This is a genomic window from Actinosynnema sp. ALI-1.44 (genome assembly GCF_001984155.1).
GTDB lineage: Bacteria > Actinomycetota > Actinomycetes > Mycobacteriales > Pseudonocardiaceae > Kibdelosporangium.
The window spans coordinates 180,672-193,081 of record NZ_MTQO01000032.1 but is presented as its reverse complement, the minus strand read 5'-3'; the positions used below and the strand labels follow the sequence as shown (position 1 = coordinate 193,081).

Genomic DNA, 12,410 nt, shown 5'->3' with positions numbered 1-12,410 from the left:
AAGTAGGCAGACCGTAACTCAACCGTGGCCACCGCTGGTAAAATAGCACTGTTTCCGATAAACTGGACTTATGCCCGAACAGCTCGCTGTTCCATTCCGCCCGGTAGGTCAACCACCACACATCCCACTCGCCGAGATGACACGGGATGAGGTTCTTGACTATATGGTGGATCGTCACCGGCGACGTAACCAGATCGACGGCGAAATCGTGCAAGCGTACGCCCGGTTCGCGGAACTGACCCCACCGCGGCGCAGCGGAATCACGATCGGCGACGGCGCGGCGGAAGAGATCGCGGTGGAATTGTCTCTCAGCCCGAACACCACCGCCAAACACCTGCACGAGGCCCAAGAGTTGGTGACTCGTCTGCCCGGGACGGTGTCAGCGCTGACGGCGGGCGAGATCGACGTCATGCGGGCCAAGGCCGTGCGGGAGTACACCACTGAGTTGGACGATGATCAGGCCGCACGGGTGGAGAAGCGGGTGTTGGCGGGCGGGAGGCAGGAGAACCTGACCCGGTTCAAGCACGTCCTGCGGCGGGAAGTCATCCGGGCGGACCCGCAGGGCGCTGAACAGCGGCGGTTGGCGGTGAAGGCGCAGCGGGATGTGACCCGCTGGCATCGGGCTGATGGGACCTCGAGTCTTACTGTCCATTTGCAGCCGCATGAGGCGGAGTTGGCGTATCAGCACATCAACCTGCTCGCCGGACACGCCACAGGCTCAGGCCGGAACCTCGCGACGGCGCGGGCTGATGTGTTCATGGACTTGATCGGCGGCAAACAGAGTGACCGGCCGTCGGTGAGTGTGCATGTGGTGGTGCCGATGACCACGTTGATGGGATTGAACCAGGAACCCGGAGAGATCAGCGGGATCGGGCCGATCACCGCTGAGTACGCGCGAGAACTGGCGCGGAACGCGACCTGGCGGCGGGTGATCACCGACCTCACCGGGCAGGTGCTGGAAGTGTCTCGGCGACGGTTCGCCTCACCCGGGTTGACCCGGTTCGTCCAGGCGCGCGACCGGGTGTGTCGGCAGCCTGGGTGCGCGGTGGTGGCACAGCGGTGCGAGGTCGATCATTCAGTCCCCTACGCTGAAGGTGGCGTGACCGGGGTGGGGAATGTCGCGATGATGTGCAAGCGCCACAACCTGATGCGGCAGCGCACTACCTGGCGGATGGATCAGGTGATGCCCGGGGTGCTGGCTTTTACCACTCCCGGGCGAAGGACTGTGCTTACCACGCCCGTGGGGTATGACGTTCCGCCGTTCTAGCTGCCTGCTTTCCAGCGGTGGCCACGGTTGAGTTACGGTCTGCCTACTTGTGGCCTGCTTGTCGCTGGGGCTGGTTTTCACGGATAATGTCTGATTGCTTTGCGCTGTTGGTTGCGTTGGAGCGCGGTTTCCAGCCAGGGGTTCGGTTTCCGGCGCTGGGTGCACTGTGTTGGTTACGTACCAGCCCGTTGTGTGTTGATTCAGAGTCCCTGACAGAAGATTTTGACGTGTCGGTAGCAGATAACGCATGGGCCAGACCGAGAAACGCCTCGCGGGTGTCGGCTCGGCGATCACGTGGTGCTTGAGCCTGGCCGGGCGCGATCGACTGGACCCGGCTCATGATCAACGACCATGAGCCTTCAGGCACCACAACTGATCAACTTGTCAGGAACTCTAATACTGCAACGACAGGTTGTAATCTAGCTGCGTATCGCGATAGTTGATCTTGGTGTTGGTGGAAGAGATGGCGGCAGATGCGGTCGTACGTGCGAGGCTTGCTCAGCGAGACCGAGCGGAAGAACGGTTGGACGCTGGCCGAGGCCGTGGAAGACGCTGGGCCGGAACGGATACAGCGGTTGCTGAACTTCTACGCCTGGGACAACGACGGTGTACGTGATGAGGTGCGTGGCGCGGTGATCGAGGTTCTCGGCGATGAACGGCAGGGTGTGCTGATCGTCGATGAGACCGGCTTTCTGAAGAAGGGGACCACGTCCGCCGGGGTCGCCCGTCAGTACTCCGGTACCGCCGGCCGGATCGAGAACTCGCAGATCGGTGTGTTCCTGGCGTACGCCTCGGAGCGGGGCCGGGCGTTGATCGATCGGGAACGGTACCTGTCCAAGGAATGGACCTCCGATCGGGAGCGCTGCCGCCGCGCCGGTATCCCGGATGAGGTGACGCTGGCGACCAAACCCGCTCTCGCGCAACGGATGATCGAACGCGCTAGGCACGCCGGGGTGCCGTTCGGGTGGGTCACCGGTGATGAGGCCTACGGCGTGGACACGAAGTTGCGGATGTGGCTGGAATCCGAGGACATCGCCCATGTTCTGGCGGTGGCGAAGAACTCGATGGTCGTCACCATGCAGTTGACCAAGGTTCGGGTCGATCGGATCATCGCCGAGGTCGCCGAGGATTCATGGACACGGATGAGTTGTGGCGATGGCGCTCACGGTCAGCGTGTCTACGACTGGGCGGTGGTCGATATCCGCCCGCTGCGGTTGACCGAGCGGGGACATTGGCTGCTGGCTCGCCGCAGTTTCACCGATCCCACTGACATCGCCTACTACGTCTGTTTCGGTCCCGCTGACACCGCGCTCGAGGGCTTGGCGCGTGTCGCGGGATCTCGTTGGGCGATCGAGGAATCCTTCCAGACAGCCAAGAACGAGACCGGGCTGGACCATTACCAGGTTCGAGGTTATGAGGCGTGGTACCGGCACATCATACTGTCCATGGCCGCCGCGGCGTTTCTGGTGATCACCCGACACGCCGCGAAAAAAAGGGGGCGCACAGCATCCGGCGACGGTTGCTCCATGATTCCGCTGTCCGCCAACGAGATCCGCCGCTTATGGAACCGGATCACAGCACCGGTAGTCCACACGATCCGCCACGTCGTGCACTGGTCGAACTGGCGACGAACAAGCCAGACCCGGGCCCGCATCAGCCACTACCGCAGACGCGGACATCACAACCTGTCGTTGCAGTACTTAGCGCTGTTGGTTGCGTTGGAGTGCGGTTTCCGGCCAGGGGTTCGGTTTCCGGCGCTGGGTGCACTGTGTTGGTTACGTACCAGCCCGTTGTGTGCTGGCCGAGAGTCCCTGACAGAAGATTTGACGTGTCGGCAGAGTCGTAGGCACGGTCGGCGTAGAGCGCGTCGGGACGCCTGCGAGCTGTCGATCACCACCCGCGTTTCAGTCAGCCTTTGGGGCCCGGCCGCCACAACGCGACCAAAGTGATCAACCTGTCAGGAACTCTTAAGGGTTGTACCGGAGAATTCCCCCATTTCTCGTGACAGGACTTACCCTCCAGCCGATCTTGCTGCAAGGTGGGCCTCCGTTCGACGGATCCGGAGGAGCTATGAGCAGTCGACCGTGTGACTTCCCGGCGAGACCACCCGTGCACGGCCGACGCATGGCAGCCGTGCTGGGTATCGCGTTCGCGCTGGCGTTCGTTGCCCTGGGGGTGCTTGTCGGGAACAGGGTTCCGGCGGTGGATCGCTGGATCGTCGACGAAGTCGAGATACCGGCTGGGAGTTCGGTACAGCAGCTGTCGTTCGTGGTGAGCACCGTGGGGGTGCTGGCCGGGTTCGCCGTCCTCGTGGTCGTGGCTGTCCGGGCGTGGTGGCGACAGCCTCGACGAGGCGGGGATCTGATGTGGTGCGCCGCGTTGTTGCTGATGTGTGCCGCGGTTGCCGCGCTGCAGTTCGTTTTTCGACGGCCCGGGCCGCCTGGGCAGCCGATCGGGTTCAGCTACCCGAGCGGCCACGCGGCGGTAGCCGGTGCGATGGCCGTCACCGCCGTGGTGGTCGCGGCGGTGTTCGTGCGGACTTGGTTGCGCACCATACTGGTGGTGCAGTGCACCGCCGTGCTGCTCACCATGGTTTCTCGAGTGGCACTGGCCGAGCACTACCTCTCCGACGTGGTGGGTTCCGTTCTGGGTGTCTGCGCGATCGGCCTGCTGGGGTCAGCCGCCGTCGAACGGTGGTGGGCTCGCACCGCGACAAGCTGACCTCTCAGGGACGGCGGCGTTTGCGGCCGTTGCGTTCGGGCGCGTACCCCGGATCGGCGGTCTTGTAGGTGACCAACGGAACCGTGGTGGCGATGGACGTGGCGAGCTTGTGGTCGACGAGATCGGCAACGACCTGCTCGATGCGCTTGTAGACAGTGGGCGCCTCCTCGAACAGCAGTTGACGATCACCGCACACCACCAACGAGCCCACGGGTGTGGTGCGCAACTGTTCGACGGTGTGCTTCGCGCGACCACGGCGCAGAGCATCCGCACGTGACATCTTGCGGCCCGCGCCGTGTGCCACCGAGTAGTTGGCATCCGCCCCCGCGTGTGCTGCCACGAGGTACGAATGGGTGCCGCGTGTGCCTGCGATGAGAACGTCGTGGCCGTCACCCGGCGCCGCGCCCTTGCGGTGCAGGTAGGCGCCGTCGCGGATTTCCACCAGGTTGTGGCACACGTCCACGACCGGCTCGGTGACCTGCGCGCCGAGGCCGTGCGCCACCCGGGCCGCCAGCAGGCGGCGGTTGAGCGATCCCCAGCGCACAGCGGTGTCGTGCATCGCGAGGTACGCGGCCGGATCAGGAGCGGGGCCAGCGCCGTGCGCCTCGGTGTGGGCACGCAGGATCCGCTCGCCGAGACCGCGGGAGCCACTGTGGACGATCAACACCAGGTCCCCCGCGCCGACTCCGACACGGGCCGCGTGCTCCGGTTCGAACACGGTGTCGATCCGCGCCAGTTCGACGAAGTGGTTGCCACGGCCCAACGTTCCGAGGCCTTCGAAGTGACCGCCTGGAACGTCACCGGCCACGGCGTCCCACGCGGGATCGTCGTCGTCGATCGCGCGGTCGAGGTCGGGGAACCGTCCCGCGAGCCGCTCGGGCACGGCACGCTTGAGCCTGATCGGGAACACGGCGATGCCGCACCCGATGTCGGAACCCACCAGGAACGGGTACAGCACGCTCGACGTCATGGCCGCGCCGATCGGAGCACCCTTGCCCGGGTGCAGGTCCGGCATCGCCGCGACGTGCGTCATGCCTTCGAGCGCGGCCACCTGGTGGCATTGCGCGAGCGCGTCGGACTCGATCCAGCTGGACGGGGACGCGAAGACGGCGACGCTCGCGGTGGACTGTGCAGAAGGTTGGGCAGACAACAGAGACGCTCGCTTCATGGGAAGTGCGGAAGGACTGCATGATGACGCGGCTCGCCGCCGCGGGAACGAAGGTGCTGTCCGTCAGAACGTCATGGCACAACTGTCCCCCAGGCCCCGCGCCCGCATCAACCGATTTACCCGCCGTTCACGGCACAGTGGACTCATCACCCGATCGGGCGTCACCCGGGCAACCACTAGAGTTGGTTACTTGCCGACTTGACGGGGAAGGGGCCAGGTGGCGAGCCAACTCGGGCCGATGGTGCGACGGTTTCGGCTTCGAGCCGGATTGACCCAGGAGGCGCTGGCCGAGCGAGCCAAGCTGGCCGTGCGGACAGTCCGCAGGCTGGAGACCGGTGAACAAACCGACCCCCGCGTCGGCACGATGGAGGCCTTGGCGGACGCGCTCGACCTCACCCCCGGCGAACGGGTCGAACTGCTCACCGCCACCGGCGCCCAGCCACCACAGGCACCGCCGGAGGTCACCCCTGAGGCCACCCCGGCCGTTCCCGCTGTCGCGGTGGACGACCGGCTGGCCGATGCCGCGAACCAGCTCGCGTACGAACTGCGCACCAGGCTGCGGCGGGAGGAGGAGCAGCGGCAGATCCACGATCCCGTGCCGCTGCCGGTCCGCTGGCGGACAGCGCCGACGACGTTGATCGACTCCTGGCGCAACATCCGTCGCAACGGGCCGGTCGACCCGCTGGACCTCGACGGCGAGCTCGACCGGATCGTCCCGATCTACCGGGGCATCGGGTCGGGCAGGCTGGTGGTGCTCGGCCGGGCCGGATCCGGCAAGTCGGTGCTGGCCATCCGGTTCGTGCTCGGCCTGCTCGACGTCAACGGCCCGGCCGACCCGGTTCCGGTGATCTTCAGCGTCGGTTCGTGGCATCCCGGCACGACCCCGTTGCGGGACTGGCTGACCGAGCAGCTGCTGCGGGACCACCCCGGCCTGGCCGCCCGCGGCCCCGGCGGGTCCTCACTGGCCGCGGCGCTGGTCGAGACCGGCCGGATCCTGCCGGTGCTGGACGGGTTCGACGAGATCGCCAGCGGCCTGCACCGGGCCGCGCTGGCGGCGTTGAACACCACCTCCTTGCCGCTGCTGGTGACCAGCCGGGTCGATGAGTACCGCGCTGCCGTGGCGGAGACCGACGTGCTCACGTCAGCGGGCGCTGTCGTGCTCACGGACCTCGCCGTCGCCGACCTCGCCGACTACCTCCCGCGTACGACGCGCAAGCGCGGCCCGCTCGGCGCGGTGTGGGAGCCGGTGTTGGCGGAGGTGTGCGAGCACCCGGACGGCGACCTCGCCGCGGTGCTGACCACGCCGCTGATGGTCAGCCTCGCCAGGACCATCTACAGCGACACCCCGGACCACGATCCGGCCGAACTGCTCGACACCGGCAGGTTCGGCACCCGGGAGGCGATCGAACGGCACCTGCTCGGCAGTTTCGTGCCGACCGTCTACGACCACCAGGTCCACGACGTCGAGCGCGTCCGGCACTGGCTCGGTTTCCTCGCCCACCACCTCGATCGGCTGGGCACGCACGACCTCGCCTGGTGGCAGCTCGGCAACCGGATGCCGGGCTGGCTGCGGATGGTGGTGAGCGGGGTCGTGCTCGGCGCCGTGGCCGGTCTGCCCGCGGCGTTCGTGATCGGCCTGATCCAGGGCGCCGGGCTGGCCGCGCTGCCGGGTGAGCTGCTCGCCGTGGGTATGACCGTCGGCCTGGCGCACGGTGCCGTCCTCGCGTTCGGCGGCACGGTGTTCGAACCGTCGCGAGTGCGGATCCAGCTGCGTGGCAGAAGACGGTTCGGCGTGGTGTTCCTGCGCAGACTGGCGGTCGGGCTGGCTGTCGGGGTCGGTCTCGGGCTGGGCCTCGGCGTCGCGACCAAGGTCGGCGCGTCGTTCTGGATCGTCGGCCAGTTCGGGACGACGACCCGGACAGTCGTGCTGTTCGGGTTGGTGTTCGGGCTGATCTGGGGGCTGGCATGGGGCGTGGTGGCCAGCTTCGAGGTGCCGGTCGACATCAGCTCGGCAGTCAGCCCGTTGGCCCTGTTGAACGCCAACCGGCGCACGGTCGTGATCCAGTCGCTGATCTTCGGCGTGGTGACCTGCCTCGGGTACACGGTCATGCTCAGCGCACTGCACGGCGTCAGCTCGGGCCTGACGTACGGCCTCACCTACGGCCTGGTGCTCGGGCTCGGGGTCGGCCTCGGGGCGGCCAGTCTGACCGCGTGGGGCACGTGGATGGTGTTCGCGCGCGTCTGGCTGCCGGTCAACGGGCGGCTGCCGTGGTCGCTTCCGGCGCTGCTCGAGGACGCCTATCGGCGGGGCGTGCTGCGCCGGGTGGGAGCGGTCTACCAGTTCCGCCACGCCCGCCTGCAGGACCACCTGATGCACGCGTACCGCACGCGGCGAGAAGCATAGGCGCCGCTCGACCGGGTAATCCCGTTCCATGAGCCTTGCGAAGTTGCGTGAGGAAGCGTGCACCTGCCACAACTGCGATCTGTACAAGGACGCGACCCAGACGGTCTTCGGGGAAGGCCCGGCCAGTGCGCGGATCATGATGGTCGGGGAAACCCCCGGTGACCAGGAGGACCGGAAAGGGGCGCCGTTCGTCGGCCCGGCGGGCCGGCTGCTGGACCGGGCGATGGGCGAAGCGGGGATCGACCGGTCCGCCGTGTACCTGACCAACGCGGTGAAGCACTTCAAGTTCACCGAACGCGGCAAGCGGCGCATCCACAAGACGCCCAGCCGGACCGAGGTGGTGGCGTGTCAGCCATGGCTGCTCGGTGAACTCGGCGAGGTCAAGCCCGAACTGGTGGTGTGCCTCGGCGCGGTGGCGGCGAAGGCGTTGCTCGGCCCGTCCTTCCGGGTGACGCAGCACCGCGGCGAGGTCTTCGATCTGCCCGACTCCGCCGCGAAGGTCACGGCGACCGTGCACCCGTCGGCGGTGCTGCGCTCCGACGACCGCGAGAAGGCGTACAAGGGCTTCGTCGACGACCTCGCCGCCGCGTACGCGATCCTGTGAAGTCTCTGGCGGGAAGTCTCTAGTGGACGCTGGTGCGGTCGCCGCCGAACGCCTGGGCCGCTGCCAGTACGCGCAGCTGTCCCAACTCGTCGACCTGCATACCCGCCCGCTTGATCAACGAGTCCAGCCGAGTGCTGTCCAGGCGCGCGTCGTGCTCCGACCTGACGCGCAGCGTCCGCCAGCACGCGGCCTTGCCTTCGACGCCCAGGCGCAACGCCTCCAACTCGATCACCCGGCTCAACGGCGAGCGCGTCAACAGCCGCCCGTTGGGCTTCAACGTGCCTACCTTGGCCGCCGCCCAGCCCAGCCAGGTCTTGTACGTCCGCACGGGCACACCCAGGGCATTCATCATGTCCCGCAACAAGGATCGGTCGTCTTCGATCTCCCGCGCCAGCTCCTGCAGCGCCGGACCGTACGGTTCGTCCTTCTCGGCGCTGGCCAGCCGTCGCGCGAGCTCGACTCCCGCCGCCGCACCCGCGAGGTGGTCGTTGAGGTAGATCCCGAGCAGGTTCTCTTTCTCGGTTGTCATAGCCGAGGCTTACCCGGTCGATCGGGCCGTGAACATGCTCTACCACACGAGGAGGACTCGATCCGTGCACAAGCCGAACGCACTGCGTCCGGCCTGACCTGGCCGGTTGTTTGCCGGTCGGCATTCCGGGTAGCCGATGCCAATGCCGGAGATCACCGTTCGGGCGAACGGTCATGCGCGCCGAGTCGCCGTCGACACACGGTCCACGTTGTTGGACGTCCTGCGTGAGCAACTCGGCGACACCAGCCCCAAGAAGGGCTGCGATCACGGGCAATGCGGCGCGTGCACCGTCCTGCTGAGCGGTCGCCGGGTGCTCAGTTGCCTGACGTTGGCCGTGAGCTGTGACGACGCCGAGGTGACCACGGCGGCGGGGGTGTCCCATGCTGTTCAGCAGGCGTTCGTCGACCACGACGCCTTTCAGTGCGGTTACTGCACGCCAGGCCAGATCTGTTCCGCGGTGGGCATGCTGGACGAGTTCGCCGACGGCTGGCCCAGTCACGTCACCCCGGACCTCACCGCCGCTCCCGAACTGACGGACGACGAAATGGCGGAACGCATGAGCGGCAACCTGTGCCGGTGCGGCGCGTACGCCAACATCGTGCCCGCGCTGCGGCAGGCGGCGGGTGGGCCCGGATGAAGCCGTTCGACTACCGGACAGCCACCGACATGGGCACCGCGGTGGCGGAGGTGTCCGGTCGCCCTGACGCGCGGTTCGTCGCCGGGGGCACCAACCTCGTGGACCACCTCAAGCTGGGGGTTGCCGAGCCCGACCTGCTCGTCGACATCACCGCTGTCACGTCCGCCGCCGTCGAGGACCGCGACGGCGGCCTCTGGATCGGCGCGGGCGTCCGCAACAGCGACCTGGCCGCCGACCGGCGTGTCCGGGAACGCTACCCCGTGCTCGCCCAGGCGTTGCTGTCCGGGGCGTCGGGGCAACTGCGCAACATGGCGACCACTGGCGGGAACCCGTTGCAGCGAACCCGGTGCGTGTACTTCCAGGACGTGACGACGCCGTGCAACAAACGTGTGCCCGGGTCGGGGTGTTCCGCGATCGGCGGGTACACCCGGTATCACGCCATCCTCGGTGCTTCGGAGCATTGTGTGGCAACGCATCCGTCCGACATGGCAGTGGCGTTGTCGGCTTTGGACGCGAAGGTGCATGTGCTCACACCCGAGGGAGAACGATCGTTCCCCTTCGTCGACCTACACCGGTTGCCGGGCGAGAAACCCGACCAGGACACACGGTTGCAGCACGGTGACCTGATCACAGCTATCGAGTTGCCGCCATCGCCTTTCGCGCAGCAGTCGCGGTATCGCAAGGTGCGCGACCGGGCGTCGTACGCCTTCGCGTTGGTGTCCGTCGCGGCCGCCCTGGATGTCGCCGACGGGATCGTGCGTGACGTACGCATCGCGTTGGGCGGCGTGGCGCACACACCGTGGCGTGCGTACAAAGCCGAGCAGGTACTACGCGGACAACCTGCTGAGGTGGCGTCCTATCGGCTCGCCGCGGACGCGGAGATGGCCGACGCACGGGCTCTCGACGGGATCGACGGCGGCAACGGATTCAAGATCCCGCTGGTGACCCGGACCCTGGTGGCGACCTTGCGAGACCTGACATGACCGAACTGCTGCGGCCACAAGCGATCGGGCAGGACCTGGCCCGCAGGGACGGCCCCGACAAGGTGACGGGCACGGCGACGTACGCCAACGAGACCCCGGTGGAGAATCCGGCATACTGCCACCTGATCCAGGCGGACATCGCCCGTGGCCGCGTGAGCGCGGTGGACACGGCCGAAGCCGAGGACGTCCCGGGAGTGATAGCCGTCCTCACGCCGGGCACCAGCGAACGGCTTTCCTCCACTGAGGACAAAGAGCTCGCCGTGCTGCAGACAACCGATGTGGCGTTCCGCGGTCAGATCGTCGGCATCGTGATCGCCGAGACGCCCGAGGCCGCGCGGCAGGCCGCCAGGCTCGCCGCTGTGACCTGCTCCGAGCAGACCCATGACGTGTCGCTGTCCGCCGATCGCGTCGATCTGTACAAACCGGACAAGGTCAACCCGAGCTTCGCCACGGACACCAGCGTCGGTGATGTCAGCGCGGCCATGGACTCGGCTGCCGCCACCGTGACCGAGACGTACACGACCGCGATGAACCACAACAACCCCATGGAACCGCACGCGACCACTGCCCTGTGGAACGACGGCCAGTTGACTCTGTGGGATTCCACGCAGGGCGTGCATTCGGTGCGGTCCACCGTCGCCAAGGTGTTCGGTCTGGACAAGGGCCAGGTCCGGGTCGTCTGTCCCTACGTCGGCGGCGGATTCGGGTCGAAGGGCACGGTGCACGCGCATGTGGTCGCGGCCGCGATGGCCGCGCGCGCCCTGCCCGGTCGTGCCATGAAACTGGCGCTGACCAGGCAGCAGATGTTCAGTCTGGTCGGTTACCGGACGCCGACGATCCAGCGGGTCCGGCTGGCCGCCGACCGCGACGGGCGGCTGTCGGCGATCGCACTCGACGTGGTCGAACAGACCTCGCGGATCAAGGAGTTCGCCGAGCAGACCGCGGTGGCGGCCAGGATGATGTACGCCGCGCCGAACCGTGCCACCTCGCACCGGCTCGCCGCGCTGGACGTTCCGGTGCCGTCGTGGATGCGGGCGCCCGGCGAGTGCCCCGGCATGTTCGGGCCCGAGGTGGCCATGGACGAACTGGCCGAACGGCTCGGCATCGACCCGATCGAGTTCCGCGTCCGCAACGAACCGGCACGCGACCCGGAATCCGGCAACCCGTTCTCCAGCCGCCATCTCGTCGCGTGCCTGCGTGACGGCGCCGAGCGGTTCGGCTGGGCGGACCGCGATCCCCGCCCCGGCGTCCGGCGGGACGGGGACTGGCTCGTGGGCAGCGGCGTGGCCTCCTCGGTGTACCCGGCGTCCCGGCAGGCGCAGTCCGATGCCACGATCCGATTCGCCGACGGCCGGTACGCCGCCGAGATCGGTGCCGCCGACCTGGGCACCGGCGCGTGGACGACACTCGCGCAGATCGCCGCCGACGCGCTGGACGTCCCGCTCGACCTGGTGGACGTACGGATCGGCGACACCGACTACCCGTTCGCCTCTGTCGCGGGTGGATCGTCGGGCACGAGCACGTGGGGATCGGCGATCGTGGCGGCCGCACGCGCCTTCCGCGAGAAGTACGGGCTTGATCCGGCGGACGGCGACGAGGCGCAAGGCCAGGTCCCGGAGTACCAGGCCCAGGAACGGTACGCGTTGTACGCGTTCGGCGCCCAGTTCGCCGAGGTCCGCGTCCACGCCGACACCGGCGAGATCCGCGTTCCCCGGCTGGTCGGCGTCTTCGCGGCGGGACGGATCATCAACCCGAGGACAGCGCGGTCCCAGTTCATCGGCGGGATGACCATGGGAATGTCCATGGCACTGCACGAGAACAGCGTCCTCGACCCGGCAACCGGGCACGTGGTCAACCACGACTTCGCCGAGTACCACATCGCGACGTGCGCCGACGCGGCGAACATCGAGGCGTACTGGGTCGACGAGTCCGACCCGCACGTCAATCCCATGGGCAGCAAGGGAGTCGGTGAGATCGGCATCGTCGGGACCGCGGCGGCGATCGCCAACGCCGCCTATCACGCCACCGGGGTGCGCGTGCGCGACCTCCCGGTGACGCTGGACAAACTGCTGCCCGGCCTGGACTGACCCCGTCCGG

Annotated in this window: 9 protein-coding genes and 1 pseudogene; 8 read left to right on the top strand and 2 right to left on the bottom strand. The window is 67.6% G+C overall.

The genetic code is table 11. The annotated features are described in order from the left end of the window. Window positions 1-163 precede the first annotated feature (163 nt). The 3 genes and pseudogenes from ALI144C_RS06775 to ALI144C_RS06765 all read left to right on the top strand — a co-directional run bounded on the left by ALI144C_RS06775 (window position 164) and on the right by ALI144C_RS06765 (window position 3,988). On the top strand, window positions 164-1,267 hold the full coding sequence (locus ALI144C_RS06775; protein WP_076986137.1) for an HNH endonuclease signature motif containing protein: 1,104 nt from the start codon (window positions 164-166) through the stop codon (window positions 1,265-1,267). Window positions 1,268-1,740: 473 nt separating this feature from the next. Then, window positions 1,741-2,760: pseudogene (locus tag ALI144C_RS06770) on the top strand (IS701 family transposase); the annotation flags it as partial. Window positions 2,761-3,337: 577 nt separating this feature from the next. Then, on the top strand, window positions 3,338-3,988 hold the full coding sequence (locus ALI144C_RS06765; RefSeq protein WP_083752785.1) for a phosphatase PAP2 family protein: 651 nt from the start codon (window positions 3,338-3,340) through the stop codon (window positions 3,986-3,988). Between the two features lie 4 nt (window positions 3,989-3,992). Here ALI144C_RS06765 and ALI144C_RS06760 read toward each other — a convergent pair whose 3' ends face one another. Then, window positions 3,993-5,138: an RNA ligase RtcB family protein gene (locus ALI144C_RS06760; RefSeq protein ID WP_202818867.1), complete on the bottom strand. Its 1,146-nt coding sequence runs from the start codon at window positions 5,136-5,138 to the stop codon at window positions 3,993-3,995. 256 nt (window positions 5,139-5,394) lie between these two features. Here ALI144C_RS06760 and ALI144C_RS06755 point away from each other — a divergent pair, with 256 nt between their 5' ends. Both ALI144C_RS06755 and ALI144C_RS06750 read left to right on the top strand, forming a co-directional pair. Then, window positions 5,395-7,560, top strand: a complete 2,166-nt coding sequence (locus ALI144C_RS06755) for a helix-turn-helix domain-containing protein (RefSeq protein WP_202818866.1) — start codon at window positions 5,395-5,397, stop codon at window positions 7,558-7,560. A 28-nt stretch (window positions 7,561-7,588) separates the two neighbouring features. Continuing rightward, on the top strand, window positions 7,589-8,164 hold the full coding sequence (locus tag ALI144C_RS06750; protein ID WP_076986133.1) for a UdgX family uracil-DNA binding protein: 576 nt from the start codon (window positions 7,589-7,591) through the stop codon (window positions 8,162-8,164). 19 nt (window positions 8,165-8,183) lie between these two features. Here ALI144C_RS06750 and ALI144C_RS06745 read toward each other — a convergent pair whose 3' ends face one another. Beyond that, window positions 8,184-8,693, bottom strand: coding sequence for a hypothetical protein (locus ALI144C_RS06745; protein ID WP_076986132.1), 510 nt, complete (start codon window positions 8,691-8,693; stop codon window positions 8,184-8,186). A 142-nt stretch (window positions 8,694-8,835) separates the two neighbouring features. On the opposite strand from ALI144C_RS06745, the gene ALI144C_RS06740 reads away from it, so the two are divergent. Genes ALI144C_RS06740 through ALI144C_RS06730 form a run of 3 tightly spaced genes read left to right on the top strand, consistent with a single transcriptional unit; the run spans window position 8,836 to window position 12,400 of the window. After that, entirely contained in the window at window positions 8,836-9,330 is a 495-nt protein-coding gene (locus ALI144C_RS06740) for a 2Fe-2S iron-sulfur cluster-binding protein (protein WP_330359571.1), read from the top strand. Further along, the gene (locus tag ALI144C_RS06735; RefSeq protein WP_076986130.1) at window positions 9,327-10,313 is read left to right on the top strand and encodes an FAD binding domain-containing protein; all 987 of its coding nucleotides are present in this window, start codon (window positions 9,327-9,329) and stop codon (window positions 10,311-10,313) included. Before ALI144C_RS06740 ends, ALI144C_RS06735 begins: the two co-directional genes overlap by 4 nt. After that, entirely contained in the window at window positions 10,310-12,400 is a 2,091-nt protein-coding gene (locus ALI144C_RS06730; RefSeq protein WP_076986129.1) for a xanthine dehydrogenase family protein molybdopterin-binding subunit, read from the top strand. Before ALI144C_RS06735 ends, ALI144C_RS06730 begins: the two co-directional genes overlap by 4 nt. Window positions 12,401-12,410 lie beyond the last annotated feature (10 nt).